The sequence below is a fragment of the Nonomuraea sp. NPDC003804 genome, from assembly GCF_040610675.1.
Lineage (GTDB): Bacteria > Actinomycetota > Actinomycetes > Streptosporangiales > Streptosporangiaceae > Nonomuraea.
In genome coordinates this window covers 68,845-94,528 of record NZ_JBEXMT010000032.1, presented here as the reverse complement: position 1 = coordinate 94,528, position 25,684 = coordinate 68,845, and the positions used below count along the sequence as shown (strand labels likewise).

Below are 25,684 nucleotides of genomic sequence, written 5' to 3'. Positions count from 1 at the left end.
GCTACCAGCGCAGCAGGACGAGCTCGGAGCAGAACCCCGGGCCCATCGCGATGAGCAGCCCGGCGGTGCCGGGCCGCGGCGGGCGCAGGCGCAGCGTGTCACGCAGCACGTGCAGGACGGAGGCCGACGACAGGTTGCCGTTGGCGGCCAGCGAGCGCCAGGTCAGGTCGAGCGCGCCCGGCGGCAGGTCGAGGGCCTCAGCCACCGCTTCCAGCACCTTCGGCCCGCCCGTGTGGCACACCCACGCCGCCACCTCGCCGGTGGTCAGGCCGTGGTCGGCCAGGAAACCGCGCACGTCGCCGGCGAGGTGGGCGCGCACGACCTCGGGGACGCCCGCGTCGAGCACCACGCCGAAGCCGCCGTCCCTGACCTCCCACCCCATGACCTGCTCGGTGCCGGGATACAGATGGCTGCGCGTGGCCAGCACGCAGGGCCCGTTCCCCTCTCGCGCCGACCCGCACGCCACCACCGCGGCGGCGCCGTCGCCGAACAGCGAGCTGGCCACCAGGCTGGCCGTGGAGGCGTCGCCACGCTGCAAGGTGAGCGAGCACAACTCCACCGACAGCAGCACGGCGACGTCGCCTGGCCGGCCCAGCAGGTAGTCGTGCAGCCTGGCGATCCCCGCCGCGCCCGCCACGCAGCCCAGGCCGAAGACCGGGATGCGCTTGACGTCGGGCCGCATCCCGAGGCGGACCGCCACCCTGGCCTCCACCGAAGGCGCGGCGACACCGGTGACGGAGGTGAACATGATGAGATCCACGTCGCCGGGCGCCAGGCCCGCCTCGTCCAGCGCCGCGCCGACCGCCTCGGCGCCGAGCTCGACGGCCGCCGAGACGAACGCCTCGTTGGCGGCGCCGAAGCCGTCGAGCTTGCCGTACTGGTCCAGCGGGAGGGCGAGATGCCGGTACTCGACCCTGGCGCTCGTGTGCAGCCGGTCGAGCAGCCGGCGGTCGGCGCCTGCCGGCAGGAAGGTGCGGGCGGCCAGATCGGTGAGCTCGCCCTGCGGGTAGCGGTTGGGGGGCAGCACGCCGTGGACGGCTGCGATCCAGGTCATCGGCACCCCTCCGGTAGACACTTGTCCGGGAGGCTGCCCTGCCCGCTGGCTACTATGCCCATGAGACGGCATGGATTCGGCTGCCAATGATCGGCTGGTGTGACGGGCGGTGAGGTCGGCGCGGGTGCTCAGAGGGCTGGCCGGCAGCTGCCATCCCGGCCCGACGGTCGCGGTCACGTTCCTGGTCACCGTGCTGGCCGTGGCCAGCGGTCGGGACGCCGCGGGGTGCGCGCTGGTCGCCGCCGCCGTCCTGACCGGGCAGCTGTCGATCGGATGGTGCAACGACGCCGTCGACGCCCGCCGCGACACGGCCGCCGGACGCGCCGGCAAGCCGATCGTGGCCGGAACGGTGCGCGCCCGCACCGTGCGCGCCGCCGCGCTCGTCGCGCTGGGGCTGTGCGTCCCGCTGTCGCTGGCCTCGGGCTGGCAGGCAGGCACCGTGCACCTGGCGGGAGTCGGGGCCGCGTGGGCCTACGACCTCGGCGTCAAGGCGACGGTGTGGTCCTGGCTGCCCTACGCGGTGGGGTTCGGCGCGCTGCCGGCCTTCGTGACGCTGGGCCTGCCAGGACGGCCGTGGCCCGCCTGGTGGGCGGTCCTGGCCGCCGCGCTGCTGGGGGTCGGCGCGCACCTGGCCAACGTGCTGCCCGACATCCGGGCCGACCTGGCGGCGGGCGTGCGCGGCCTGCCGCAGCGACTGGGCCGCCCCGCCGTCTCCCTGCTGGTCCCGCTGCCGCTGCTGGCGGCCACGGCGCTGCTGGCCTTCGGCCCGTACGGCGCGGCGGGCCCGGCCGCCTGGATCGCGCTCGTCGTGGCCATCGGCGTCGCCGCCGCGGGCGTGGCGCTGGGACGTCGTCTGCCGAAGGCGCCTTTCGCCGCGTCGATCCTGGTGGCCGCGATCGACGTCGCCCTCCTGGTCGCCAACGGCGCCCGCCTCACCGCCTGACGGACGTCCACCGGCTCTCCCCTGGCCGTCCACCTCACCGCCCAGCGGACGGCCACCGGCTCTCCCCGGCCGTCCCGCCTCACCGCAGTGCTGACGGCCGACGGTGTCGCCGGCCGTCCGGCGCGTCTCAGCCCTCCCGGCGCAGGCTGCGTGCCAGCCAGCGGCGTACCACCGCCCACATCAGCGGGACGGGCACCGTACCCGCGCCCAGACCCACCTCCACCAGCAGGTCGAACACCTCGGTCCGGCGCGCGGCCGTCTCGATCGCCGCGTCGATGAACCCCGGTGACTGCGCCACGCGGGCCAGCACGTCGGTCGTCAGCAGGTGCCGTCCGAGCGCGCCGCGCAGGGCGCGCCGGTAGGCGGCCAGCGGGTCGCCGGTCGAGGTGACGGCCGCCTCGCCGGCGAGCCTGCCCGACAGCAGCGCGTAGTAGATGCCCTCGCCGGTGAGCGGGTTGACGAGACCGGCGGCGTCGCCGGCGAGCAGCACCCTTCCCGCGCCAGGCTGCGGGCGGCCCGGCGACAGCGGCAGGTGGTGGGCGCGCAGGTCACGGGCGGGCAGGTCGGGCAGCAGCTCGGCGAGCCTGCCGTGCAGCACCTGCCGGCCGGGCAGGCCGGTCGCCCGCAGCCGGGGCAGCAGCATGCCGAACCCCACGTTCGCGGTGCCGTCGCCGATGGGGAACGACCACGCGTACGCCGGCCACCCGGCCCGCTGCATGGCGATGAGCTGGGCGTCGTCGGCACCGGGCAGGTCCGCGTAGCCGCGCACCGCGATCGCGGTGTGCCTGTCGGGCGCCGGCCGCACGCCGAGCACGCGGCGCACGGTGGAGTGCGCGCCGTCCGCCGCGACGACCGTGCGGGCGCGCACCTCGCCGTCGACGATCACGTGGCCGTCGGCGGCGTCGAGCGAGCGGACGCGGTGGCGGCGCACCTCGACGCCCCGCGCGCGGGCCGCCGCGACGAGGCGGGCGTCGAACACCATGCGGGGCACGACATGGTTGGGCCTGGCCACCGTGGCCGAGACGCGCACCCCGCCGGGCGAGACCACCGACAGGCGCCGCGTCGGCCGGTAGTCGGCGATGAGGTCGGGCAGGCCGAGCAGGGCCAGCTCGTCACCGCCGTGCGCGGCGATGCCGTCGCCGCACGCCTTGTCGCGGGGGAAGTCGTCCCTGTCGAGCAGCAGGACGCGCGCGCCGGGGTCGAGCTGCTTGGCGCGCAGGGCCGCCGCCGACCCCGCGGGCCCGCCGCCGACCACCACCAGGTCCCACACGGTTGCCATCCAGGACACCTGCCACGCCACCCTCCCGGCGAAACGTCCCCGGGACCCCGTGCCCGGTTCGGGGACCGGCCACGGAGGTCGGGCGACCGCGTGTCAGGGGTGCACGTCAGGGCGCAGTGAGCGCGCGTCAGGGCGCGGTGAGCGCCACCATGACCGCCCAGCCGATGTAGGCGGCGTTGACCACCAGCCGGGCCACCGCGCCCGCCGGACGGTCCAGCAGCCGCGGCCGGTCGCGGTGCGCGTGCCGCAGCGCGTCGACGTGCGAGGCGAGGTAGGCGGTGATGAGCGCGGCGGCGGCCCACCCTCCCGCCGCCCTGCCGCCGGGGACGGCGAGCAGCACGCCAAGGAGGATCTCCGCCACCCCGCCGGCCACGACGGCAGGACCCGGCCAGGGGAACCAGCCGGGCACGAGCGTGCGGAAGTAGCCGGGGAAGACGAAGTGGGAGATCCCCACGGCGGCCAGGAAGAGGGCCAGGGCGATGGCGGCGGTATCGTGCATGACGCCATGCTGACCCCCGCGCCCGCGCGAGCGCTTGAACGAAACGATCGCCGGTTGGCGTTCGCCCCCGGCGGCGGGCTGACCGTGTTCGAGGAGAACGGCCCGGCGGCCGTCGCCCGCCACCTGCACCCGGTGTGGAAGGTCGTCCTTCCCGAGCGGGGGACCGCCGTGGCGGGGCGCGTCCGGGGTGCGGGACTGCTCGTGCCGCCCCAGCTGGCCCACACCGCCGCGGTGACCTCGGCCTACACGGCGCTGTTCGTCGACCCGTGGCTGCTGGGCGCGCCACGGGAGGTGACGGCGCTCGACGGGCATGCCGTACGGCGGCTGCGGGACGCTCTGACCCGCGGCGCCGCCCTGCCCGAACTCGTGGCGTTGGCCGGGCCCGCCCCGGCGCTCGACCCGCGCGTGGCCCACGCGCTGGCCCTGGCCACCACCTCCCCGCCCGCCGCCGCCCCCGGCCCGCGCGTCCACACCGCCACCACCGCCCCTGGCCTGCCCGTCCACACCGCCGACGCTGTCGCCCCCGGGCTGCCCGTCCATGCGATGGCCGCCGTTCCCCCCGGACTGCCCGTGCATGCCATCACCGCCGATCTCGGGCTGCCCGTCCATGCGATGGCCGCCGATTCCCCCGAACTGCCCATCCATGCCATCGCCGCCGAGGTCGGGCTGTCCGTGCCGCGGCTGCGCGCCCTGGTCCGCGCGTCCGTCGGGATCCCGCTGGTACGGCTGCGCCAGTGGGCACGCCTGCGCGCGGCCGTCGCCCAGCTCGCTTGCTCCTCGGTGGCGTCGGCCGCGGCGACGGCCGGATTCGCCGACCAGGCCCATCTGGCCCGCACCGCCCGCGCCATGCTCGGCCGCACCCCCGTCTCCCTCTCGACCCACCCCGTGCCGGGCCGCCCCGCGTCCCCGTCCCCGGGCCTACCGGACCCCACCCCGACCGGGTCTCCCGCCGCTTCGGACCCCACCCCGACCGGGTCTCCCGCCGTACCGGACGCCATCCCCACCAGGCCTCCCGCCGTACCGGACCCCACCCCGACCAGGCCTCCCGCCGCACCGGACCCCACCCCGACCAGGCCTCCCGCCGTATCGGATCTCGCCTCGTCCCCGTCTCCCCGCGAAGCGCCGGGGGCGGCTGCCCGCTCGCGCTGAGGACACCGGGCGGCGCCGGGTGACGATCCCGGAAGGCCCTCGGGGGGTCCCGCACGCCGGGTTGCGTTCGAGCGCGCGCCGGCTCCTACCGTTCTGCCGCGGGAACCCGTTCTGCCGCGGGAACGCCCCCGCGATCCGAGCCCCGGCCGGGGGCCGCTGGGGCACCCGCCGGGGCGGCGGGGCCGGCTTTCGCGGGAGGCCGGCACCGGCCAGGTGGTCAGCGGGAGCGGAGGAAGGTGAGGGCGGCGAGCACCCTGCGGTGGTCGTCGCCGTCGAGCCCGAGGCCGAGCTTGGTGTAGACGCCGGTGACGTGCTTGGCCACGGCCGCCTCCGACACGTGGAGCCGCTGGGCGATCGCGCTGTTGGAGCGGCCCTCGGCGACCAGCGCGAGCACCTCGCGTTCGCGCGGCGACAGCGTGTCGAGCGGGTCGTGGGCCCGGCGGTGGGCGAACAGCTGGTGGATCACGTCCGGGTCGAGGACCGTGCCGCCGGAGGCCACCGCCTCGGCGTCCGCCACGAACTGGGTGATCGCCCCGATCCTGTCCTTGAGCAGGTAGCCGATGCCGCGCGTGCCCGCCGCCATGAGCTCGCCCGCCGCCGCCTCCTCGACGATCTGCGACAGCACCAGGACGCCGAGCCCCGGATGCTCGCCGCGCAGCGCGATGGCCGCCCTCAGCCCCTCGTCGCGGAAGGTCGGCGGCATGCGGACGTCCACCACGACGAGGTCGGGCACCTCGCGGACGACGGCGTGCAGCAGTTCGCCCGCGCTGCCGACTGCGGCGGCGACCTCGTGCCCGAACCTGGCGAAGATGCCGGTCAGTCCCTCCCTGAGCAGCACCGAGTCCTCGGCGATCATCAATCGCATGGGATGCACACCCTGAGCGTCGTCGGCCCTCCAGGGGGGCTGCTGAGCGAGAGGGTCCCGTCGAGCACGCCGACCCGGTCGGCCAGCCCACTGATCCCGCTGCCGGCCGCGGGATCGGCCGAGCCGGCGCCGTCGTCACTCACCTCGACGACGAGCCGGCCGTCCGACAGCGTGGCGCTGACGGCGGCCTGGCGGGCCCCGCTGTGTTTGATCACGTTGGTGAGGGCCTCGGAGACGCAGAAGTAGGCCGCCGCCTCCACCCCGGGCGGCGGGCGCACGGGCAGGTCCAGGTCGAGCGTCACGGGCACCGGGCAGTGGCGGGCCAGTTCGGTGACGGCCACCGCGAGTCCCCGGTCGGCGAGCGCCGACGGATGCATGCCCCGCACGACGCGGCGCAGCTCGTCCAGCGCGGCTTGCGCGTGGCCGTAGGCCAGGTCGATGGCCTGCGCCGCACGGTCGGCGTCGGTTCCGACGTCGAGCCGGGCGAGACCGAGCTGCATGAGCACGGCGGTCAGCTGGTGCTGGGTGCCGTCGTGCAGGTCCCGCTCGATACGCCGCCGCTCGGCCTCGAACGCGTCGACCAGCCTGGCCCGCGACCTGGTCAGCTCGATCATCCTGGCTTCGGCAGGCGCGGTGAGCATGCTGCGCGCCAGTGCCCCCTGCGCCACGGCCATCAGCGTGACCAGGTAGGCGCAGGCCGCCAGCCAGACCAGCGTGGCGAGCGTGCCGAGCGCGTCGGCCACGGGCCCGGCGTCCAGCCGGCCGACCAGCCAGGAATGGAACGAGCCGACCAGCGAGGTCACGGTCAGCCCGGCGAGGATCAGGACGACCAGGTTGACCGTGGGCAGAACCGTCGCCATCAGGAGCGCGTAGCCGATCTGCCGCCAGAGGACGCTCGCGGTCGCCGGCCGCGGCGCGCGCGCCTCGACCGGGTCGATCAGCCGTAGCCGTCTGCGTTCCAGATCAGCGATCAGGCCGCTGAGCGCCCCCACGGCGACAATCAGGATGATCGCGCCGACCACCAGTGCGGCCTGCTCGCCCAGGAACCACAGGAAGGCCACACCGGCGATGCCCGGCAGGCCGGTCACCAGGTAGGCGAGCGCCCGCCATGGCCACGCCGACGCGAGGAAGCGCAGCGGGTTGCCCGGTATCGCCGGCCATGGCATCACGACTGTGGTCATCAGCCCTTGATCGTCCTGGTGACCTCGCCCCTGGCGTTCAGGAACTGGATCCGCGGGCTGCCGTCCTCGCCGACCCGGAGCACGATACGCGGCTTCCCCTTCCCGTCGGCGAGTGTCAGCCCCACCGACCTGTCGCGGTTCTTGCCGAAGAAGGCCCGCTGCGGAGCAGGATACTTCTCCTTGAACTCCGCCATCGCCTTGTCGCGCTCGGGGCCCGGCGGCATCTCCTGGATCTTCTTGTACTCCTCGTACATGGCCGACAGCGGGGTGTCGGGCCGGTCCTTGACCTCCAGGCCGACGCTCCGCTCGCCCTGGCCCTCCGCGTACCGCAGGACCAGCGTCTGGTCCTGCTTGTACTGGTCGAAGGCCAGCTGCCCGAACGCCTCCGGCTTGCCGTCGACCAGGCCGCTGTGCAGCCCGAGGCCGCCGCTCTCGTCGCCTGCGGAGTTGTAGAACATCATGCCCGGCCGCAGCCCCCCGTTGCCCAGGTCGACGCCGTCGACGACGGCGCCCGGCGACTTCACCTTGTTGGTCAGGACCAGGCGGGGCTTGCCGTCCGGCTCGACGATGTTGATCCGCTGGACGTCGATCTCCTCGAACCTGGCCCTGCCGCCCGCGTCGTCGGCGGTGGCGGCCTGCCCGCCGCCGCCGACGACCACGCCGAGCGCCATCGCCGCCACCACTGCTCCCACCGCGTGGACCCGCGGCCTGATCGTCACTGTTCTCATGCCTTCGATGATCGTCATCGCTCGCGTGAAGGGCAGTAAGGTTGGCGCCCGATCGCGGGTAGAGGTTTCCCTACCTTGATCGGCGGTTCAGGCCGGCTTGCGGGCCTCGATGAGCACCCGCGACGCGTGGGCGACGAACGAGCCGTCCTTGGCGATCCGCTCGTGCAGGTCGCGCAGCCGATCGCGGTGGGCCTCCACGGTGAAACCGGGGACGATCCAGATCACCTTGCGCAGGAAGTAGACGACGGCGCCGATGTCGAAGAACTCCATCCGCAGCCGTTCCATGCGCACGTCGAGGATCCGCAGGCCGGCCGCCACGGCGTCGGCGGTCTCGACGGCGGGATGGCGCTTGCTGCGCGCCTCGAACTGCGGGCCGAGGAAGTACTCGGTCACCTCGAACACGCTGCCGGGTCCGACGTGCTGGGCGAAGTAGGTGCCGCCCGGCCGGAGCACCCTGGCGATCTCGCTCCACCACACGGTCACCGGATGCCGGCTGGTCACCAGGTCGAAGGCCTCGTCGGCGAACGGAAACGGCGGTTCGCCGGAGGTGGCGACGACGACCGCGCCCAGGGGATGCAGCAGCCTGGTCGCTCTGACGATGTTCGGCGGCCACGACTCGGTGGCCACCATGGTGCGCGGCAGCTTCCGTGCTCCCGCCAGCACTTCGCCCCCGCCCGTCTCGACGTCGAGCGCGGCCCCGGCCGTGGCGAGCCTGTCGCTCATCATGCGCTGGTAACCCCAGGACGGGCGCTCCTCGGTCGCCCGCCCTTCGAGCCAGGAGAAGTCCCAGCCGGCGACCGGTACGGCGGCGGCCTCGGCCACCAGGTCGTCGAACGATCGTGTCATGCCTCGATCGTCACACGCTCCCGCAGGTCGCGACGACACTGGCCCCAGACTGACCTCCGGTGCCGGCGCGAGCGCCTTGACAAGATCTGCGGGATGCGCCTGTAATGACCTTCGCGTCGCGTGCCGCCGCCCGGGAGGACGGCGGAGGCATGGAGGCGCCGTATCAGGGGGATGATGTCGTGACTTCTCACACTGTCGAGCGCGGTTAACCGCCACGACCCTCCCGCGCGCCTCCCCACGCCTGGCGCCGCGTACTCCCGGTACTCCTGTACTCCTGGGATTCCTTTCACGCCGTCCGTCGGCGTCTTCTGCCCTGTGCGGGCCGTTCCCCGACTTTCCAACGATCTTCGTCCACGCCTGGAGCGAACACACGCATGACCAACGACTTCAACCAGCAGATCATCGACGAGTTCCGCGCCAACGCCGGCCAGGTCGGCGCCTTCGAGGGAGCGCGGCTGCTCCTGCTCACGACCACGGGGGCCAGGACGGGCGCCCGCCGTACGACGCCGCTCGGTTACCTGCCCGACGGTGACCGGATGCTCGTCATCGCCTCGGCCATGGGCGCGCCCACCCATCCCGCCTGGTACCACAACCTCCTCGCCCACCCGCGCGTCACCGTCGAGGACGGCGTCTTCACCTACGAGGCCGACGCCGTGGTGCTGGAGGGCGAGGAGCGGGACCGGCTGTTCGACCGCGCGGTGGAAGCCGACCCCGGCTGGGGCGCGTACCAGGCCAGGACGAGCAGGGTCATTCCCGTCGTCGCGCTCCACCCCATCCATGACGGCCCGCCGGCGGGGCCGATGGGCGAGGTGCTCAGGAAGATCCACGGCTCCTTCCGCAGGGAGCTGGCCCTGATCCGCAAGGAGGTCGCCGCGTCGGGTCCCGGCATCGGGGCGCAGCTGCGCGTCAACTGCCTGTCGCTGTGCCAGGGGCTGCACCACCACCACATGGGCGAGGACACGATGATGTTCCCCTCCCTGGAGGCGAGGCATCCGGAGCTCGCCCCCGCCATGAAGCGCCTGCGTGAGGAGCACGAGGTGGTCGCGCGGCTGCTGGCCCGGCTGCAGGAGCTGCTCGCGGACGACGGGCTCGACCGGGACACCCTCGTGGCCGGGGTCGACGAGCTGACCAAGGAGGTCGAGGCGCACCTCGACTACGAGGAGGAGCAGCTGATCCCGATCCTGAACGGCGGGGTCCGCTGAACGGCCCGGCCCGCTGAACGGCAGGGCCGCTCCCCGATCGCCGGGAAGCGGCCCTTCCCCACGGATCAGCGGGTCAGCCGCGGCCGGCGGAAGACCCGCGGACCAGCCGGTGCGCCGCAGCTCAGCCGGTGGACCGTAGGGGGCGGAAGAAGTCCCGCAGCTCCCTGGCCACCTGCTCGGGCTCCTCGTGCGCCATGAAGTGCCCTCCGCGGTCGGGGGTGCTCCAGTGGCGCAGGTCGGCGTAGAGGCGTTCGGCCATGCTCCTGGGAAAGCCCGCGAAGGCGGGCTCGTTGCTCAGCGTGACGGCGGCCGGCACGCCGATCGTGGGGACCGGCTCGTTGAGCCCGTAGTCGTAGTACTGCCGGAAGGACGAGCCGATGGTGCCGGTCGCCCAGTAGAGGGTGGCCACCGTCAGGAGCGTGTCCTTGTCCCAGCGCTTCTCCAGGTCGCCGCCGCAGTCGCTCCAGTCGCGGTACTTGTCGGCGATCCAGGCCAGCAGTCCCGCGGGAGAGTCCATGAGAGCGGCGGCGATCGTGTCGGGCCTGCTCCACATGATCTCGCTGTAGCCCTGGTCGGTGACGTCGTAGGCGGCGAGGGCGTCGAGGAAGGCCTGTTCCTGGGGAGTCGGCGGGACGTCGGAGAAGTCCGAGGTCACGACCGCCGAGGTGATGTGGACGCCGGCGACCTCGTCCGGGTAGAGCGCGCCGAGCCACTGGGTGACCCCGCCGCCGATGTCGCCGCCGAAGGCGCCGAAGCGGCGGTAGCCGAGGGTCCGCGTCATGAGCGCGTGCCAGGTCCGCGCGACGCCCTTGCGGGTGAACCGCTCGCGCGGCAGCTCGGAGAACAGGAAGCCGGGCAGCGAGGGGACGACCACGTCGAAGGCGTCCGCGGGGTCGCCGCCGTGGGCGGCGGGGTCGGCCAGCAGGGGCGCGACGCGCAGCATCTCCACGAAGCTGCTCGGCCAGCCGTGCGTCAGGACCAGCGGCAGCGGCTCCGGTGCCCCCTCCACCCGCGTGCCGCGCATGAGCACGAAGTGGACCCGCCGGCCGTCGACCTCGGCCACGTGGTGGGGGAAGGCGTTGAGCGCCGACTCGACCGCGCTCCAGTCGAACCCGTCGGCCCAGTAGGAGACGAGCTCGCGCAGGTAGTCGGGGTCGACCCCGGCCGCCCAGAAGGCGGGGTCGGACGCGGTCGTGAACCGGGTGCGGGTCAGGCGCTCGCGCAGGTCGGTCAGGACGTCATCGGAAACGGTGATGCGAAAAGACTCGAGTGTCATGGTTCCTTCGTTCAGGAGTGACGCGGACGGGCGCGCTCCTGGACGCGGATCAGGCGAACGCGGCGACCAGGAGGGCCCGGGCAGGACGGAAGAACGTCGTCATCAGGCTCACCTCCTCGTATCGTGCGACGCGCGCGACTATACAGGGATACGACCAGTCTGTGCATGATCGCCAGGCCGGAGGCGGGGTTCGCCGGGACCGGCTCGCCTACGGCATGGAGGAGGCTCAGCCCTCGCTGATCACGTATCCGCGCGCCTCCAGCGCCTTCCACGCCCGCCGCAGGTCGGCCGTCCGCACCAGAAGGTAGTCGGTGTCGTACGTCGACAGCGCGAACACCGACACGCCCGCCTCGGCCAGCGGCGCGGTGAGCGACGACAGGACGCCGATGAGCGAGAAGTCCAACTCGCCCGCCACCCGCAGCGCGCTCCAGCCGCTCTCCACCTGGGCGCCCGGCGGCTCCTCGCCCGTGGCGCAGACGACGGAGACCTCGTCGGCCGTCACCGTCAGACCGTACAGCTCGGCCGACGGCGGCGGGGCCGGTACGGCGGTGGCCGCCGGCAGCCGGCAGACGGAGTACGCGCGGGAAAGGAGGCGGAGCTCCACGTCCATCACCTCTGAACAGCGTCGGGTAGTTCGGCCACGATGGGCGACAGGGCTTCGAACGCCTGGGACAGGTGGCCGGTGTCCATTCCGATGGTGATCCTGAACCGCCCCTCGCGTCCGAAGAACACGCCGGGGGCGACGAGAACGCTCGCCTTCCGCCGGAAGAGATCGCCGGTCTCGACGGAGGACCCGCTGCCCGTACGGCGGGCGGCCGCCTGCCGTACGGACGGCGTTTCGGGCCTGACGCTCCGCAGCGGCACCGCTACGGGCGCACCGGCGCCTGGTCGCCGGCCGGGCGGGCGAGTGCCGCGCTGCGGTGCGCGGGAAGCCCCGGGGGCGCGTCGCGGAGCCGCACCCGGCCCGGGATTTGCGGACGATCCTCACCGAGGGGAGATCTGACACAATCAGCAGAGGATCTTGAGCGAGATTTGTCCGATCGCTAGGGTGTGCCGAGTGCCACATTCCCCTGGTGTGCGACAAACGCGGTCATCTCGCGGCCTTGACAAGGCCTCGGAGGCCCGCAGCAAACACCGGCGATGGCGGGCAACCCGGGTCCGTAGCAAGATCGTCGCGATGCTGGTCTCCCTGGTGGCCCTGTGGGCATTCAGCGCGTGGGTCACCGTCTCCGACAGCATCAACCTGCTGTGGGTCACCACGGTCGACGGCAACCTCGTCCAGCCGAGCGAACCCCTGTTATGGGGCCTGCAACGCGAACGGCGCCTGACCATCGGCTCGCTCGGCTCGGGAGCGGTGGCCGGCCAGCAGCTGCGCGCGCAGCGCGCGGACAACGACCGGCTGCGGGTGGCGTTCGACGAGTCCGCACGCGCCACCCTCACGCGGTGGGCCGCCTCCGACTCGCTCAACGTCCGCGCTCACGAGGTGGTCCGGCAGCTGGCCACCCTGCCCGAGCTGCGCTCGGGCGTCGACGCGGGACAGCAGGACCGCCGGCAGGCGCAGGCGGCCTACGACGCGCTGATCGACAGCTTCTACGACATGTACGACGCGGCGGCGGCCGTCGACGACGACGAGATCGCCAAGCACGCCAGGTCGCTCAGCGCGATGAGCGTCTCCCGCGAGCTGCTGTCCCGCGAGGACGCGCTGGTCAGCGGCGTCCTGGCCGGCGGCAGCCTCACCCGCGACGACCAGTCCGAGATCGTCAGGGCGAGCACCATCGCCACCTACACCCTGGAGCAGGCCGCCTCCGCGCTGCCCGCCGAGGACCAGCGGGCCTTCCGCGAGTGGCGAGCGAGCGCGCCGGTGACCCGGCTGCGCGCGCTGGAGCACGCCTTGGCCGAGGCCGATCCCACCGGGAGCACGGCGCCGGTCACCCCCCAGCAGTGGCGCAGCGCCGCCGACGGCGCGCTGTCCGGCCTCAACGCGGTGATCCAGGACGGCGGCGACCGCGTGGTCCAGCAGGCGGTCCCGGTCGCCGTCGGCGTGCTGGTCCGCCTCCTGATCGCCGGCGGGCTCGGCCTGGTGGCGGTCGTCGCCTCGATCGTGCTCGCGGTCACCACCACCAGGGCCCTGCTGGCGCAGCTGAACCGGCTGCGGGCGGCCGCCCTGGACCTGGCCGAGCACCGGCTGCCCGGGGTGGTCGAACGCGTCAGCCACGGCCAGGACGTCGACCTGACCGAGGAGGCGCCGCCGCTGGCGTTCGGGCCCGACGAGATCGGCGAGGTGGCGCGCGCCTTCAACACCGTGCAGGAGACCGCGATCAGGGTCTCGGTCGAGCAGGCGGAGCTGCGGCTGAGCACCCGCAACACGCTGACCAGCCTGGCCCGCCGGACGCAGGGGCTGGTCAAGCGGCAGCTCGACGCGCTCGACGCCATGCAGCGCCGCGCCACCACCCCGCAGGAGCTGACCGACCTGTACACGCTCGACCACCTGGCCGTCAGGACCCGGCGGGCGGCCGAGAACCTGCTGGTGCTGGCGGGCGCCACCCCCGCCCGTACGTGGCGGCGCTCGGTCCCGCTGCTCGACGTGGTGCGCGGCGCGCTGGCCGAGGTCGAGGACTACGCCAGGGTCTCCATCACCCCGCTCGACGACAGCCACCTGCTCGGCAGGGCCGTCGGTGACCTGACCCACCTGCTGGCCGAGCTCATCGACAACGCCGTGTCGTTCTCCCCGCCCTCCACGACCGTCACGGTGAGCGGGCAGCACGTCGCCAACGGGTACGCGCTGGAGATCGAGGACCGCGGCCTCGGCATGTCCGCCGAGGAGCTGGCGGAGGCCAACCGGCGGATCGCCGACCCGCCGGAATTCAAGATCACCGGTACGGCGGCGCGGCTCGGCTTCTACGTCGTCAGCAGGCTCGCGGCCAGGCACGACATCTCCGTGACGCTCAAGTCCTCGCCGTACGGCGGGGTGGCCGCCGTGGTGCTGGTGCCGCGGGAGCTGCTGCAGGAGCCGGAGCACGGCGATCTGTTCACGCCCGCCGCGGCGCACCCGCAGCGGACCGCCCCCGCCTCTGCCCTGCCGCAACGGCAGCGCCCCGCACCTCCCACAGCGGCACCCTCCACGCCGGCACCGCCCACATCGGCACCGCCCCCATCGGCGCCCTCCAGACCGGCACCGCCGGTTCCCGGGGCACGGCCCGCTCCCGGGACACCGGCTGCCCCCGTCCCCCGGCCCGCTCCCGTGACGCCGTCGGCTCCCGTGACGCCGTCGGCGCCGCTGCCCGCGCCCGCACCGGCGTTCGCCGTCGCGTCCGTCCCGGCCCGTCCACCGACCCCGGCCCCGGTGCCGGGAGCCGTACCCGCTTCACGCCCCGGCCAGGCGACGCCTGCCCGGAGCACCGGCCAGCCGCACTTCACACCCGGAGGTCTCCCCCTGCGCGTGCCCCAGACCAGCCTCGTTCCCGAACTGCGCCAGCACCCCGCCCCCTCCGCCGCCGGCCCGCCGCCCGACGAGCACGTGCCGCACATCGCGGACGACGAGCACGAGCTGCGCACCCGCTTGGCGGCCCTGCAACGGGGCACCGTCCGCGGTCGCGCCGCCGCCGAGCGCCTGCTCGGCGGTCGCGACCACCACGGCGATCAGGAGTCGACATGACCACGGCACAACTGAACTGGCTGCTCAACGACCTGGTCACCCGGGTCTCCGACATCCGGCACGCGATCGTCCTCAGCAGCGACGGGCTGCTGCTCGCCACCTCGGACGGGCTCGAACCCGACGACGCCGACAGGCTGTCGGCCGTCGCCGCCAGCCTGCAGAGCCTCGCCGCGGCCGCCGCCGACTACGCGGGCGGCGGCCAGATCAAGCAGACACTCGTGGAGTGGCAACAGCTGATCCTGCGCGTGACGATCGCGGGCCACGGCGCCCGGCTGGCCGCGCTCACCACCCATGACGCCGACCTCGGCCTGCTGGCCTACGAGATGGAGATGCTCATCGCCAAGGTCGGCCAGCACCTGTCGACCAGCGCCCGCCTCACGCCGGCCGACGCCGCCGGGCTGAGGGCAGGTGAGGTCGCTTGACGACCCGTCCAGGCACGCCCGAGCACGAGGTCGATCCGAGCCTGCTGCGCCCCTTCGTCATCACCAGGGGACGCACCCAGCCGGCCCGCGGCGCCTTCGCCCTGATCACCCAGGCGATCGCGGTGGCCGAGGTGGCCGACCGGCCGGCTCCCGGGCTCGACCCCGAGCACGCGGCGATCCTGCGCCTGTCCAGGGCGCCGATCGCGGTGGCCGAACTGGCCTCCCACCTGGACCTTCCGCCGGGGGCGATCTGCGTCCTGCTCGGCGACCTCCTGGAACACGATCTGATCGACGTGCAGCATCCCCACCCCGACAGCGACATCCACGACCCACGGGTCTACAAGGCGGTACTCGATGGTCTTCGCTCTCTCTGAACGGCGCCGCATGCCCAACGCGGTCAAGATCCTGATCGCGGGCGGTTTCGGGGCGGGCAAGACCACCATGGTCAGCGCCGTCTCGGAGACGCGGACGCTGCGTACCGAGGAACTGCTCACCGAACGCGGCGTCGGCGTGGACGACGTCTACGGCGTCTCGGCCAAACGCTCCACCACCGTGGCGATGGACTTCGGGCGCATCACGCTGAACACCGACTACGTGCTCTACCTGTTCGGCACCCCTGGCCAGGAGCGTTTCTGGTTCCTCTGGGACGAGCTGGCGCTGGGCGCGCTCGGCGCGGTCGTCCTGGCCGACACCCGCAGGCTGGGCGACTGCTTCGCCGCCGTCGACTACTTCGAACGGCGCGGCACGCCCTTCATCGTCGCGGTCAACTGCTTCGACGGCGCCGAGCAGTTCGAGGTCGAGGAGATCAGGCTCGCGCTCCAGCTCGACGCGGCCATCCCGATCCTGCTGTGCGACGCCCGTGACCGCGGTTCCAGCCGCGACATGCTCATCGGCCTGATCGACCACGCGCTCCAGCGCCGCCTGCTGTACTCGGCGCCCTGACGGCGCCGCCTTCCTCGCGCTTCATCCGCCTTTCATCTCCGCCCCCCACACTGTCACGGACAGACCGACGCAAGGGCGTGGGAAAGGCCGAGGCAAGGGGTTCGGGTGAGCATCACCGCCGAGAAGGGTCTTCAGGCGCCTGGGACGGTGCCGCGGCGCGCGCGCAGGCGGTGGCTGTCGTGGCTGGTGGCGACCGTGCTCGTGGCGTGGGCGGTCGTGCGGGTCTTCGGGCTGGAGACCGGCTCGTTCCTGACCCAGCTGATGACGTTCACGCCGTACGGGCTGGCGCTCGGCACGGTCGCGGCGGTGACGCTGGCCGTACGCAGGAGGGCCGCGGCCGTGCCGGCGCTGGCCGCGTGCGTGGCGCTGGCCGCCACCGTGCTGCCGCGCGCCTTTCCCGAGCCGCTCACGGCGCGGGGGCCCGCGCTCAAGGTGCTGTCGATCAACCTGTTCTCCCGGGCCGACGCGGAGGCCGTGGTCGCGCTGGTGCGGGAGTACGACCCTGACGTGTTGAGCGCGCTCGAACTGGGTCCCGAGACGGTCAGGCGGCTGGACGCGGCGGGGCTGGACAGGCTCATGCCGTACCGGGTGCTGCAGCCGGCCTGGGGCGCGACCGGCAGCGGCCTGTTCGCCAAGCACCCGCTGACCGAGGAGAAGGGGCTGTTCACGCCGATCGGCCACAACATGCCCGCCGCCACCGTGACGCTGCCGTCGGGGGCCAGGGCGCAGGTGGTGGCGATCCACCCGAACCCGCCGCTCGGGCCGATGGTGACCGAGTGGAACGCCTCCCTGAAGGCGATGCCCGCGCCGTCGCCCGACGTGGTGCGGGTGCTCGCGGGCGACTTCAACGCCAGCCTCGACCACCGGGCGCTGCGGGACCTGCTGGCGAAGGGGTACGTCGACGCCGCGACGGTGGTGGGCAGGGGGCTGACCCCGACGTGGCCGCACGGGCGGCTGCTCCCGCCGCTGATCGCCATCGACCACGTGCTGGCGGACCGGCGGGTGGGCGTGGCCAGGGTCGAGGTGCGCGACGTGCCCCGCACCGACCATCGGGCGGTCTTCGCCGAGCTCCGCCTCCCGTGACCGGGCCGGCGGCGCCGCCCGCCGGGACCGTCAGCGCCGGGTGAAGGTGCCCAGCCCGTTCTGGTCGAGATGCTGGACGGTCACCGCGGTGGCCCTGCCGCTCTCCCCCACGGCGAACCGGGCACCGGACCATCCGGCGGCGTTCTCGCCCCGGGTGAGGAAGGCGAAGGTGTCGCCGTCGTAGTGGCGCAGCGGGAAGGCCATCCCTTGAGGCCCCTCGGGGCCGAGCCGCATCACCAGCCCGCCGTGCTCGGCGGCCACCCGCATCGGCCCGTAGTAGGCGTTGCCGTAGGTGCCCGTGTAGGCGCCGGCCGGACGTGCCGGCCTGGGGGCGGCGGGAGGCTTGGCGTAGTCGATCGGCGATCGCTCTTCCTGCTCCATGGCGGTGAAGAGCCGGCCGAAGAAGGCGAGCCAGTCGACCGTCGGCCTGCCGTGCTGGGCGATGTCGAAGAAGGTCGCGGCGAGGGCCTCGGGCAGGCCCACCGGTTGACCGTTGGTGAGCACCACGATCCCGAGGCTCTCGGTCGGCAGCAGCGTCGCCGTGGTCGCCGCCCCCAGGGCGAAGGCGCCCGAGTGGTTGAGCCGCAGCCGTCCCAGCTCGTCGTACGTCACGTTCCAGCCGAGGCCGTAGAACCCGGGCTCGCCGTACGGAGCGCGGGGCGGGAGGGAGACGATCTGCGGCAGGTGCGTCCGCTGGAGCGCGGCCGGGTCGACGACCGTCCTGCCGCCGAGCTTGCCGTCGCCGAGTTGCAGCCGCATCCACGCGACCAGGTCGCGGGCGGTGGAGCTCGCCCCGCCGGCGGGCGACTGCGCCTGGGCGTCGCGGGTGTACCTGGCCGTCCAGCGGCCGTCCGCCCTGACGTGGAGGGCGACCCGGTCGGGCGCCGTGGCGTAGGCGGAGAAGAGCGAGCTGGTGGAGGTCATGCCCAGCGGCCGGTACAGCACCTGGGACGACAGCTCCTCCCAGGTGACGCCGCGGGCCTTCGCCGCCGCCTCCGCCGCCGCGGTGAAGCCGAAGTTGGTGTAGGCGTAGCTCGCCCGGAACGGCGCCAGCGGCTCGTAGCGCAGGTGGCCGAGGATGTACGGCCGGCCGTAGCCGAGGTCCTCGAGGAGGTCGCCCGCGTGGTCGGGCAGGCCGCTGCGGTGGGCGAACAGGTCGGCCAGGGTGACGTGCCGGCTCACCCATGGGTCCTTGAGCGCGAAGCCCGGCAGGTGCTTGGCCACGGGGTCGTCCCAGGTGACCGTCCTGCCGCCCACCACCCCCGCCACCACGGTCGAGGCCAGCGGCTTGGAGAGGGAGGCGAGCTGGAAGACCGTGTCGGGGCCGACGGGTCGCGGGTCGCCGACCCGGCGGACGCCGTACCCCTTCAGGAACACCGTGCGGTCCTGGTGGACGACGGCGGCCGACAGCCCCGGCACGCCTGTCCTGGCCATCATGTCGCGGATGACCCCGTCGAGGCGGGAGACGGCGAGATCGACCTGCGCCCGGGTGAGCGAGGGCGCCGGCTGGGCGGGCGGCGCCGCCGACAGCGTCGGCGCGGGGGCCGGCGGCGTGACGCGGGCCGGACGGCCCGCGTCACCGGCGCCGCACGCGGTGACGGCCAGCGCCCCCGCTGCCGCCAGGCCCGCGCACCGTCGCGTCAGTGTCACTTCATAAAGCGTAGTCAGGCGGTGTTTCCGCAGATCGCACCGGGTCACCGCCTGCCTGCGCGCTACAGCGGAATCGCCCCGGTGATGGTCGTGCCGGCGCCGTGGACGTCGTTGACGGTCAGCTTGCCGCGCAGCGCCGCGAACCGTGCCATGGGCGCGGCGAAGCGGTCGGCGGCCGGTTCGGGCGAGCCCGCGCCGTCATGGCTGATGGTCAGCCTGAGCCCGTAGTCCCCCGACGTGACGGCGATGGAGACCCTCCGTGTCCCCCGGCGTCCTTCGAGCTGGCGGAGCACCGTGGTGATGGTGTTCCGCACCGCCTCCGCGGCCTCGCCGGTGACCGGCGATCGGGGCAGCGCCCAGATCTCGACCGCGACGCCGGTTCGTGCCGACCAGTCCCGCGCCGACGCCTCGAGCGTCGGCCCGAGGGCGTCCGGCTCGGCCAGGTACAGCTGCATCGCCATGCGTCCCCCTGTTCCGCTGCCCGGTGGACCGGGCAGCCCCCGTTGCGCGAACCCCTCGGCGGGCGTTCGCGCTCACCCCGAGTCTGGCGCTCCGTCGTGTCCCGCGCGACGAGATCGAACGAGCTCGTCGGTGCTTCGTGCGACCGAGTGCCTCCTCGGCCGCGCCGTGCGGGCGATCACACCGGGCGGTCCGGAAACGCATGATACGGGCCTGACATTACGGGGGCAGCAGGGTTTCGGAACCCGGGTGAGTCAACGTGTCAGGGCTTCACGCGGACCGCCACCTCCACGCCCACCGGCTGCCCGTCCTCCAGCAGCCCGATCTGGCGGACCTGCGACAGCGACACGTCCACCCCCTCGCTCTCCACCGCCGCCAGCAGGGCGAGCACGGCCGGATGCGTCGCCCCGTCCACGACCGGGACGTCCTGCTCGAACCTCCACCGGACCACCATCTCCTCGCCGGGCTCGATGGTGCCGCGCTCCACGTCGGCCCAGTCGGCGGGCGGCGGCTCGGCGACCGGCCAGCAGCACACCACCTCCGTCTCGGTCTCGCTCCCCCGCGCGGCCCTGATCGTGGTCCAGAACGCCCCCGTCGGCGGGTTGCCCGCGGCCGACAGCCGGCGCCACAGCCCGGCGAACAGCTCGTCGGCCTGCTCGTCGTCGACCACGTCGGCCGGAAGGGTCACGCCGGCCCAGTGCTGCCGCCGTGCCTGCCGTACCTCGGTCCGCCATCGCACCGGACCCGCCAGCAGCCGGTCGAGGGCGGCGAGGGCGGCGTCCTGGCGGTCGCGCTCGGCGGCCAGCCTGGCGCGGTGGGCGGCCAGCGTCGCCGCCGCCGTCTCGGGGTCGCCGAGCAGCGCCGGCGCCTCGGCCAGCGGCAGGCCGGCCGAGCGGGCCGCCCTGAGCCGGAGCGCCGTGTCGAACTGCGCGGCGCTGTAGCGGCGGTGCCGCGACCACTCGTCGACGGAGGCGGGCGGCAGCAGGCCCTGCTCGCCGTAGAGGCGCAGCGCCTTCAGGCTCAGACCGGTCAGCTCGGCGAATTCCCCGATGTTCATCATGCGCCCAGTGTCTGACCTTCCCCTGGGGCAGGTTCAACTCAGCCGGGCGCGTCCCAGCGTGGCCTTCAAGCGCACCCTCGGCGTACGGCCGAGCGAACATCGAGCCCGAGCCCGGCTGCCCGCCTGAGCGAGCGGCCGCCGCGGGCGCCGACCGTGGGCGCCGACCGGGGGCGCCGGCCGGGGGGCGCCTGCGGATGCCGGGCCGCCATGCGAGATGCTGTCCCCGCAACCGGATCTTGGGAGGCGGGCGCCCATGGGCGAGCGCGGACGTCTGACCCTGCGTGTGCTGCGCGGCGCGGCCCTGACCGTCGTGGGCTTCGCGCTCCCCACCGCGGGCGTATGGCTGGGCGTGCGCACCGGCCTGTGGGATCTCGCGGTGATCATGTCCACGCTCGGCGGCTTCTGCCTCATCGCCGGTCCGGTCTGGCACGCGCCGACCCAGCCGCAGAAGGCCCAGGCCGCGGTCGCCCTGCTGGCACTGGGCCTGCCGGTGCTGCCGGCCTACTGCCTGACCCTGAAGGAGGATCTCGACTTCGGCGACCTCACCAGGTACGGCACGACCGCCGTCTGCCAGGTCAGGAGCGCGACCGTCAGGAAGGTCGACGAGGAGGTCACGAGCTCCGGGGCGTCCGTCCATGACTACGTGCTGGCCTGCCCCGGCGGCCAGGTCGAGCACAGCAATACCAGCCCCCCGTCGGCTGACAGTACGCTGAAGATCCACTACGACCCCGAAGGGCGTACCACCGCCGTGATGACCGACTGGGACTACCGCGACCACGCGAACAGGCAGCGGGTCCTGCCGTGGTACCTGGCGGGCCTGGTGGCGGCGACGGGGCTCTCCTGGGCGCTGGCCGCCCGCTCCCCTGACCGCGCCCGCCGACGCCACCCCTGATCCCCGGCCCCACCACCTCCGCCACGACCCGCCACCCGGTTTCAAGACGCCTCCCCCGAACCCCGCCCAGGCCGCCCCACCCACCGTGATTCTCCCGAACCCACCCAGGCCGCCCCACCCACCCTGATCCCTCCCAGCCCGCCCAGGCCACCCCACCCGCCGCAGCCCACGCACCGCCACGACTCGCTCGCCCGGCCCAGAGGGACCGCCCCACCCGCCGCAACCCACCCACGCACCGCCGCGACCGCCACCACCCACTCGCCCGGCCCAGAGGGACCGCCCCACTCGCCGCAACCCACCCACGCACCGCCGCGACCGCCACCACCCACTCGCCCGGCCCAGAGGGACCGCCCCACTCGCCGCAGCCCCCGAACCCACCCAGGCCGCCCCATCCGCCACAGCGCGCCCGGACCGCCGTGACCAGGAGTGCGGACCATACGGACGCACGGGCTGCAAACCGCACAGAACCACAGGCCACAGGTAGCACAGACCGCAGACCACACAGCGCGCCCGCAGCACAGAGCGCCCTGACGCCCCACCCGCCACGGGTGACCGGGGCCGCACCAAAGAAAAAGGACGACCCTGGCCGCGGGGGCGCGGGCCAGGGTCGTCCCGGATGGGGGACGACCGTGGCCGGCGGAGCACGGCCACGGTCGTCCTGCGGACAGTCCTGGGCCGCGGGGCTTCGGCCAGGACCGTCCTGGGGTTATGGCTTGGGGTGGGCCATGAAGAAGTCCCACGAGATGCGTGAGGCGTCGGGCCCGAGCGGGTCACCGTACCGGCTGCACGTGCAGCCGCTGGGCCACCGGTGGCCCATGCCTTCGACGAAGTAGGCCTCGATCACCGACTCGCCCGTGTCGGCCTGGTTGTAGGTGTAGTGGGTGAAGGCGCGCCCGTTCTCCGTGGCCTGCCTGGTGGTGTCGGCGACGGCGTCGACGTCGTCGTCGTCCACGCCGCCGTCGAGCGCGAGGTCGTCGGTCTGCGCCCACTGGGTGACGGTGTCGCGGCCGAGCTGCGCGTCCACGGTGGTGTCGGCCAGGCCGTGGAGCACGAAGGCCGGCACCTTGCGGGCGTAGGCGCCCATCGCCTGGTAGGCGTAGAGGCCGTTCTGCTCGGGTGTCGCGTTCTGGTCGCCCGGGAACGGGCCACCCGCCACGCTGCCGATGGCGGCGTACACGTCGGGGTAGGTCGCGCCCATGATCACGGACATGGCCGCACCGGAGGAGGCGCCGATGACGTAGGTCCTGCGCGTGTCGACCGTGTACTGCGAGCGGACCTTCGCGGTGATGCCGGCGATGATCGAAGGTTCGCCCTTGTCACGTATGTGGTTGCCGGCGGGGGCGAAGTTCCAGCAGCGCAGCAGGTTGGCCAGGATCGACTGCTCGGGGTAGACCACGATGAAGCCGCGGGCCTCGGCCAGCTCGTTGTATCGGGTGAGGTCCTCCATGTCCTTGGCGCTCATGTTGCAGCCGTGCAGGGCGACCAGCAGCGGCATCGGCGTGCCGGGCTGGTAGGAGGACGGCACGTAGCCGCGGTAGCCCCTGATGCCCGCCGCGTTGGTGTAGGTGCCGGTGAAGGTCGTACCCGCCGCGTGCGCGGGGGTCGCGACCAGCGTGGCGGCCGCGAGAGCGAGCGCGACGGCGATGGCGAAACGTTTCAATCGTGCCTCCGTGGGGTGGGGTGGCCGAGGCTTAGGGGAGATCGTGGGCCAGTGGGGTCGCGAAGTCGATGGGCCGGAGCAACCGACCCGCGCCTTCCGGCTGTGCGGGAGCACAGGATCGCCCGCTCACGACGCGGCTGTGCCCGGGCACACGATCCCCGCTCACCACCGCGTCGCCGTACCCGCCCACGCCCGAGTTCCCCCAGCGCCGCCATCCGGGCGCCCGCCACACCGTGCCAGACCGCCAGAGCGGCCCCGCCACCGTCACCCCATGCCAGACCCCCGGCGCGGCGCCGTCGCCCGCGCGACCGTCACGTCACTCATGGCCGGGCGAAGATGTCCTCGCCGGTGGCGCGGCGCCCCAGGAACGGGAGGGGGACGGCCGGCCGGTGCGCTCAGGTCTGGCGGCGTTGCCGCATCTCGGCCTCGTGGACGTGCCGCCTGCCGCCGAGCAGTTCGGTGCGGGCCTGCCGTTCCAGCTCCTTGAACGTCTGGTAGTAGCCGTCGTCGTACTCCTCGACGATCTGGAAGGTCCACCGGCCGGGCAGGACCTCGCGGCCGAGCAGTTCCGTGCGGATGCGCCGGGCCAGTTCGTCGCAGCCCGCCGACTCCAGCAGGTCGACCACGTCGTCGAGGGTCCGGTCGGCGGTGCCGGTGAGCTGGTGGAAGGAGTAGAGGTGCCCGCGGGCGCGCTCGGTCGTCTCCAGCGCCTCCGACAGGCGGCCGAGGCCCTCGACGACCGCGTCGCCGGCACCTTCGGGGCGACGGTGGTCAGGGTCGGGTGTGTACGGCATGGTTGCCGGATACCCGTCCGGGAGAGATCGATGCGTCCGGCCACGGCGGCCGGTCTGCCCGCCCCGGCCCTGACGTTCCTCATGAACGGCAGGACACCACATGCCCAAAAAGCCCCCAAACCATCCCAAATGACGACTTCGAGGAAGGGGGCGGGGGCAGGACTCACCGCGGACATCGACCCACTCACACGATGCGGAGCTGTTCGCCCATGGCCCAGAACGCGGCCCGGAACGAGGTGGCGGTCCTGGAACCCGCGGCCCAGCAGTTCGCTGACGCCGACGCCACGGAACCGTTCATCTACCAACCCCCGCCCGAGGGGGCCGCGGGATCCTCGAAGACCTGCAGTCCGACCCCAGCGTGCCCGAGCCCGGCGTCACCGATGAGTGGATCAAGGTGGAGGGAGGGCCGACGGGGACCGGCCCGGCCCGCGTCGCCAGGCCGGCCGGCGCCCGGGGCACGCTGCCCCTGATCCTCTACATCCACGGCGCCGGCTGGGTGTTCGGCAGCGTCGACACCCACGACCGACTCGCGCGCGAGCCGCTGGGCACCGGCTGACCCACGCTCGTGGGGCTTGTGATCACGGGGCAAGCCCCACGTCAAGGCCCCGGCATGGCCTCACCTACCCCTGGCGGGGGCCGCGGCGGCGGCTCCTACGACCGCGCGCCGGCCAGGGTCGGGCCGAACATGCCGACGGTCGCGCTCCTCCACGACGGCGAGTTGGAGGCGGCCTTCAGCCTGATCGAGCCGGTGGGGGTTCAGCGGGTGACCGTCCGCAGCGATTCCACGAAGCCGGCGAGAAGGCGGGCGAACTCGGCGCGGTCGACGGCCGGCCAGTCATTCATGGCCTCGGCGTAGATCCGCTGCCGGAAACCGTGGATCTCGGCCGACAGGCGGCGCCCGGCCGGCGTTCGTACGAGCAGGGCGCGACGGCCGTCCGCCTGGTCGGCCTCACGTCGCACCAGGCCTGCCGCCACGGCCGCGGCGACCAGCTTGCTGGCGCGCGGCTGGTCGATGTTCAAGGCAGTGGCCACGCTGGTGACGGTCGCGGCGTCGCCTGCTTCCTCTGCTTCCTCGATGACGTCCAGCACCTCGGTGCCGGCTCCCGGCGCGGCGCTCGCCGCCGTCTCACCGCCGCCGGAACCGGCCGTCTCACGGCCGCCGCCCGAACCGGCCGCCTCACGGCCGCCGCCTGCCGTCTCGTGGCCGTCGCCCGAGCCGGTCGCCTGGCGGCCTGCGGCAAGCCGTGCCAGGGTGCGCCGGCTCTGGCTGCGGCGGATGGCCACCATGGCCCGCTCGATCGTCTCGATGTGCTCATCACCGTTGCGTTCCATGATCCGCAAGTATATGCTCCCGAGCACTTACTTGTTATATGACATCTATATGGAAAAGGACATGATGATGGAACGCCCCATCGGCTACTGGCTCAAGCACCTCGACCGTCTCATCGAAACCACGGCTGAGCGTGTCTTCGCCGACCAGCAGCTCACCCGGAGGCACTGGCAGATCATGAACGTCCTGCATCAGTCCCCGCGGACCGCCGCCGACCTTGCCGAGGCGTTGCGGCCCTTCTGGGCACCTGGCGCGGTCCCCCTGGAAGACGTCACCGGCGAGCTCACGCGTCGCGGCTGGCTCGCCCAGGACGACGCGGGCCGCTACACACTCACAGCGGCGGGCCAGGCCGGGTACGCCGCGGTGCACGAGAAGGTGAACGGCATCCGCTCCACCTTCCTCACCGGCCTCACCGAAGAGGAGTACCGCCGAACCGTAGACGTCCTCCAGCGCATGGCCGGCAACCTGGAGCGTGCCGCCGCCGAGTAGCGATCGCGGCCGGCGGCGCAAGGCGTCTGGCAACCGCCTTGCCGGCGCTGATCGCCCTGGTGAGCCTCGCCGCGTCGCTGACACCGGCTCCGACCCGGCCCTCTGGCACGGCATCCCCTACTGCCCGCCGCAACCCTCGTCCCCCCCGGCCCTCTGGCACGGCATCCCCTACCTGCCCGCCGCAGCCCTCGTCTCCCCCGGCACCGGGAAGTCCGCCGGCAGGCCG

General features: G+C 73.5%; 27 protein-coding genes. 11 read left to right on the top strand and 16 right to left on the bottom strand.

Annotation, left to right across the window (positions count from 1 at the left end):
* Position 1 precedes the first annotated feature (1 nt).
* Positions 2 to 1,054, bottom strand: coding sequence for a 3-oxoacyl-[acyl-carrier-protein] synthase III C-terminal domain-containing protein (locus ABZX22_RS35375; RefSeq protein WP_354918095.1), 1,053 nt, complete (start codon positions 1,052 to 1,054; stop codon positions 2 to 4).
* 124 nt (positions 1,055 to 1,178) lie between these two features.
* Here ABZX22_RS35375 and ABZX22_RS35370 point away from each other — a divergent pair, with 124 nt between their 5' ends.
* A complete protein-coding gene (locus ABZX22_RS35370; RefSeq protein ID WP_354918092.1) occupies positions 1,179 to 1,997 on the top strand; it encodes a UbiA family prenyltransferase in 819 nt (272 codons plus the stop codon).
* Positions 1,998 to 2,124: 127 nt separating this feature from the next.
* Here the strand turns inward: ABZX22_RS35370 and ABZX22_RS35365 are convergent, their stop codons facing one another.
* Together ABZX22_RS35365 and ABZX22_RS35360 are read right to left on the bottom strand one after the other, a co-directional pair.
* Positions 2,125 to 3,276, bottom strand: coding sequence for an NAD(P)/FAD-dependent oxidoreductase (locus ABZX22_RS35365; protein WP_354918089.1), 1,152 nt, complete (start codon positions 3,274 to 3,276; stop codon positions 2,125 to 2,127).
* A 127-nt stretch (positions 3,277 to 3,403) separates the two neighbouring features.
* The gene (locus tag ABZX22_RS35360) at positions 3,404 to 3,775 is read right to left on the bottom strand and encodes a hypothetical protein (protein ID WP_354918086.1); all 372 of its coding nucleotides are present in this window, start codon (positions 3,773 to 3,775) and stop codon (positions 3,404 to 3,406) included.
* A gap of 54 nt (positions 3,776 to 3,829) precedes the next feature.
* On the opposite strand from ABZX22_RS35360, the gene ABZX22_RS35355 reads away from it, so the two are divergent.
* Positions 3,830 to 4,924, top strand: a complete 1,095-nt coding sequence (locus ABZX22_RS35355) for a helix-turn-helix domain-containing protein (protein WP_354918084.1) — start codon at positions 3,830 to 3,832, stop codon at positions 4,922 to 4,924.
* Positions 4,925 to 5,141: 217 nt separating this feature from the next.
* Here the strand turns inward: ABZX22_RS35355 and ABZX22_RS35350 are convergent, their stop codons facing one another.
* The 4 genes from ABZX22_RS35350 to ABZX22_RS35335 all read right to left on the bottom strand — a co-directional run bounded on the left by ABZX22_RS35350 (position 5,142) and on the right by ABZX22_RS35335 (position 8,544).
* A complete protein-coding gene (locus tag ABZX22_RS35350; RefSeq protein ID WP_354918081.1) occupies positions 5,142 to 5,789 on the bottom strand; it encodes a response regulator transcription factor in 648 nt (215 codons plus the stop codon).
* Positions 5,780 to 6,970 carry a sensor histidine kinase gene (locus ABZX22_RS35345; RefSeq protein ID WP_354918078.1) on the bottom strand — a complete coding sequence of 397 codons (1,191 nt, stop codon included), beginning with the start codon at positions 6,968 to 6,970 and terminating at the stop codon, positions 5,780 to 5,782. Before ABZX22_RS35345 ends, ABZX22_RS35350 begins: the two co-directional genes overlap by 10 nt.
* On the bottom strand, positions 6,970 to 7,698 hold the full coding sequence (locus tag ABZX22_RS35340; RefSeq protein ID WP_354918075.1) for a hypothetical protein: 729 nt from the start codon (positions 7,696 to 7,698) through the stop codon (positions 6,970 to 6,972). Before ABZX22_RS35340 ends, ABZX22_RS35345 begins: the two co-directional genes overlap by 1 nt.
* A gap of 87 nt (positions 7,699 to 7,785) precedes the next feature.
* A complete protein-coding gene (locus ABZX22_RS35335) occupies positions 7,786 to 8,544 on the bottom strand; it encodes a class I SAM-dependent methyltransferase (protein WP_354918072.1) in 759 nt (252 codons plus the stop codon).
* A 374-nt stretch (positions 8,545 to 8,918) separates the two neighbouring features.
* Between ABZX22_RS35335 and ABZX22_RS35330 the strand changes: the two genes are divergently transcribed.
* Positions 8,919 to 9,746: a nitroreductase/quinone reductase family protein gene (locus tag ABZX22_RS35330; RefSeq protein ID WP_354918069.1), complete on the top strand. Its 828-nt coding sequence runs from the start codon at positions 8,919 to 8,921 to the stop codon at positions 9,744 to 9,746.
* Between the two features lie 121 nt (positions 9,747 to 9,867).
* Here the strand turns inward: ABZX22_RS35330 and ABZX22_RS35325 are convergent, their stop codons facing one another.
* The 3 genes from ABZX22_RS35325 to ABZX22_RS35315 all read right to left on the bottom strand — a co-directional run bounded on the left by ABZX22_RS35325 (position 9,868) and on the right by ABZX22_RS35315 (position 11,886).
* Positions 9,868 to 11,022 carry an epoxide hydrolase family protein gene (locus tag ABZX22_RS35325; RefSeq protein WP_354918066.1) on the bottom strand — a complete coding sequence of 385 codons (1,155 nt, stop codon included), beginning with the start codon at positions 11,020 to 11,022 and terminating at the stop codon, positions 9,868 to 9,870.
* 226 nt (positions 11,023 to 11,248) lie between these two features.
* Entirely contained in the window at positions 11,249 to 11,626 is a 378-nt protein-coding gene (locus ABZX22_RS35320; protein WP_354918063.1) for an ACT domain-containing protein, read from the bottom strand.
* Between the two features lie 5 nt (positions 11,627 to 11,631).
* Positions 11,632 to 11,886, bottom strand: coding sequence for a hypothetical protein (locus ABZX22_RS35315; protein ID WP_354918060.1), 255 nt, complete (start codon positions 11,884 to 11,886; stop codon positions 11,632 to 11,634).
* 313 nt (positions 11,887 to 12,199) lie between these two features.
* Between ABZX22_RS35315 and ABZX22_RS35310 the strand changes: the two genes are divergently transcribed.
* From ABZX22_RS35310 to ABZX22_RS35290, 5 genes are all read left to right on the top strand, one after another.
* Entirely contained in the window at positions 12,200 to 14,677 is a 2,478-nt protein-coding gene (locus tag ABZX22_RS35310) for a sensor histidine kinase (RefSeq protein WP_354918057.1), read from the top strand.
* Positions 14,674 to 15,099 (top strand): roadblock/LC7 domain-containing protein, encoded by a 426-nt coding sequence (locus tag ABZX22_RS35305; protein WP_354918054.1) that lies wholly within the window; start codon positions 14,674 to 14,676, stop codon positions 15,097 to 15,099. Before ABZX22_RS35310 ends, ABZX22_RS35305 begins: the two co-directional genes overlap by 4 nt.
* Complete coding sequence (locus ABZX22_RS35300; RefSeq protein ID WP_354918051.1) at positions 15,096 to 15,473, top strand: DUF742 domain-containing protein; 378 nt, start codon at positions 15,096 to 15,098, stop codon at positions 15,471 to 15,473. The genes ABZX22_RS35305 and ABZX22_RS35300 overlap by 4 nt, the downstream gene beginning before the upstream one ends.
* Entirely contained in the window at positions 15,454 to 16,041 is a 588-nt protein-coding gene (locus tag ABZX22_RS35295) for an ATP/GTP-binding protein (RefSeq protein WP_354918048.1), read from the top strand. The genes ABZX22_RS35300 and ABZX22_RS35295 overlap by 20 nt, the downstream gene beginning before the upstream one ends.
* A gap of 105 nt (positions 16,042 to 16,146) precedes the next feature.
* Positions 16,147 to 17,124 carry an endonuclease/exonuclease/phosphatase family protein gene (locus tag ABZX22_RS35290; RefSeq protein WP_354918045.1) on the top strand — a complete coding sequence of 326 codons (978 nt, stop codon included), beginning with the start codon at positions 16,147 to 16,149 and terminating at the stop codon, positions 17,122 to 17,124.
* A gap of 30 nt (positions 17,125 to 17,154) precedes the next feature.
* Here the strand turns inward: ABZX22_RS35290 and ABZX22_RS35285 are convergent, their stop codons facing one another.
* The 3 genes from ABZX22_RS35285 to ABZX22_RS35275 all read right to left on the bottom strand — a co-directional run bounded on the left by ABZX22_RS35285 (position 17,155) and on the right by ABZX22_RS35275 (position 20,293).
* Complete coding sequence (locus ABZX22_RS35285) at positions 17,155 to 18,774, bottom strand: serine hydrolase (RefSeq protein ID WP_354918042.1); 1,620 nt, start codon at positions 18,772 to 18,774, stop codon at positions 17,155 to 17,157.
* 62 nt (positions 18,775 to 18,836) lie between these two features.
* Positions 18,837 to 19,235, bottom strand: coding sequence for a hypothetical protein (locus ABZX22_RS35280; RefSeq protein ID WP_354918039.1), 399 nt, complete (start codon positions 19,233 to 19,235; stop codon positions 18,837 to 18,839).
* A 260-nt stretch (positions 19,236 to 19,495) separates the two neighbouring features.
* Positions 19,496 to 20,293 carry a MerR family transcriptional regulator gene (locus ABZX22_RS35275; RefSeq protein ID WP_354918036.1) on the bottom strand — a complete coding sequence of 266 codons (798 nt, stop codon included), beginning with the start codon at positions 20,291 to 20,293 and terminating at the stop codon, positions 19,496 to 19,498.
* A gap of 253 nt (positions 20,294 to 20,546) precedes the next feature.
* Here ABZX22_RS35275 and ABZX22_RS35270 point away from each other — a divergent pair, with 253 nt between their 5' ends.
* Entirely contained in the window at positions 20,547 to 21,185 is a 639-nt protein-coding gene (locus ABZX22_RS35270) for a hypothetical protein (protein ID WP_354918033.1), read from the top strand.
* A gap of 706 nt (positions 21,186 to 21,891) precedes the next feature.
* Here the strand turns inward: ABZX22_RS35270 and ABZX22_RS35265 are convergent.
* A complete protein-coding gene (locus ABZX22_RS35265) occupies positions 21,892 to 22,845 on the bottom strand; it encodes a PHB depolymerase family esterase (protein WP_354918032.1) in 954 nt (317 codons plus the stop codon).
* Positions 22,846 to 23,240: 395 nt separating this feature from the next.
* Positions 23,241 to 23,639, bottom strand: coding sequence for a hypothetical protein (locus tag ABZX22_RS35260; RefSeq protein WP_354918031.1), 399 nt, complete (start codon positions 23,637 to 23,639; stop codon positions 23,241 to 23,243).
* A gap of 358 nt (positions 23,640 to 23,997) precedes the next feature.
* On the opposite strand from ABZX22_RS35260, the gene ABZX22_RS35255 reads away from it, so the two are divergent.
* A complete protein-coding gene (locus tag ABZX22_RS35255) occupies positions 23,998 to 24,195 on the top strand; it encodes a hypothetical protein (protein ID WP_354918029.1) in 198 nt (65 codons plus the stop codon).
* A 200-nt stretch (positions 24,196 to 24,395) separates the two neighbouring features.
* Here the strand turns inward: ABZX22_RS35255 and ABZX22_RS35250 are convergent, their stop codons facing one another.
* Complete coding sequence (locus ABZX22_RS35250; protein WP_354918027.1) at positions 24,396 to 24,971, bottom strand: MarR family transcriptional regulator; 576 nt, start codon at positions 24,969 to 24,971, stop codon at positions 24,396 to 24,398.
* Here ABZX22_RS35250 and ABZX22_RS35245 point away from each other — a divergent pair.
* Positions 24,970 to 25,458, top strand: a complete 489-nt coding sequence (locus ABZX22_RS35245; protein WP_354918025.1) for a MarR family transcriptional regulator — start codon at positions 24,970 to 24,972, stop codon at positions 25,456 to 25,458. The two genes, ABZX22_RS35250 and ABZX22_RS35245, sit on opposite strands and share 2 nt — an antisense overlap.
* Positions 25,459 to 25,684 lie beyond the last annotated feature (226 nt).

Bases quoted from the DNA above. Each gene is read 5' to 3' on its own strand.
- ABZX22_RS35345 (WP_354918078.1), bottom strand. From the start codon at position 6,970: ATGACCACAGTCGTGATGCCATGGCCGGCGATACCGGGCAACCCGCTG.
- ABZX22_RS35250 (WP_354918027.1), bottom strand. From the start codon at position 24,971: ATGGAACGCAACGGTGATGAGCACATCGAGACGATCGAGCGGGCCATG.
- ABZX22_RS35350 (WP_354918081.1), bottom strand. From the start codon at position 5,789: ATGCGATTGATGATCGCCGAGGACTCGGTGCTGCTCAGGGAGGGACTG.
- ABZX22_RS35280 (WP_354918039.1), bottom strand. From the start codon at position 19,235: ATGGCGATGCAGCTGTACCTGGCCGAGCCGGACGCCCTCGGGCCGACG.
- ABZX22_RS35260 (WP_354918031.1), bottom strand. From the start codon at position 23,639: ATGCCGTACACACCCGACCCTGACCACCGTCGCCCCGAAGGTGCCGGC.
- ABZX22_RS35365 (WP_354918089.1), bottom strand. From the start codon at position 3,276: ATGGCAACCGTGTGGGACCTGGTGGTGGTCGGCGGCGGGCCCGCGGGG.
- ABZX22_RS35330 (WP_354918069.1), top strand. From the start codon at position 8,919: ATGACCAACGACTTCAACCAGCAGATCATCGACGAGTTCCGCGCCAAC.
- ABZX22_RS35275 (WP_354918036.1), bottom strand. From the start codon at position 20,293: ATGATGAACATCGGGGAATTCGCCGAGCTGACCGGTCTGAGCCTGAAG.
- ABZX22_RS35310 (WP_354918057.1), top strand. From the start codon at position 12,200: ATGCTGGTCTCCCTGGTGGCCCTGTGGGCATTCAGCGCGTGGGTCACC.
- ABZX22_RS35360 (WP_354918086.1), bottom strand. From the start codon at position 3,775: ATGCACGATACCGCCGCCATCGCCCTGGCCCTCTTCCTGGCCGCCGTG.
- ABZX22_RS35245 (WP_354918025.1), top strand. From the start codon at position 24,970: ATGATCCGCAAGTATATGCTCCCGAGCACTTACTTGTTATATGACATC.
- ABZX22_RS35375 (WP_354918095.1), bottom strand. From the start codon at position 1,054: ATGACCTGGATCGCAGCCGTCCACGGCGTGCTGCCCCCCAACCGCTAC.
- ABZX22_RS35325 (WP_354918066.1), bottom strand. From the start codon at position 11,022: ATGACACTCGAGTCTTTTCGCATCACCGTTTCCGATGACGTCCTGACC.
- ABZX22_RS35335 (WP_354918072.1), bottom strand. From the start codon at position 8,544: ATGACACGATCGTTCGACGACCTGGTGGCCGAGGCCGCCGCCGTACCG.
- ABZX22_RS35340 (WP_354918075.1), bottom strand. From the start codon at position 7,698: ATGAGAACAGTGACGATCAGGCCGCGGGTCCACGCGGTGGGAGCAGTG.
- ABZX22_RS35270 (WP_354918033.1), top strand. From the start codon at position 20,547: ATGGGCGAGCGCGGACGTCTGACCCTGCGTGTGCTGCGCGGCGCGGCC.
- ABZX22_RS35305 (WP_354918054.1), top strand. From the start codon at position 14,674: ATGACCACGGCACAACTGAACTGGCTGCTCAACGACCTGGTCACCCGG.
- ABZX22_RS35295 (WP_354918048.1), top strand. From the start codon at position 15,454: ATGGTCTTCGCTCTCTCTGAACGGCGCCGCATGCCCAACGCGGTCAAG.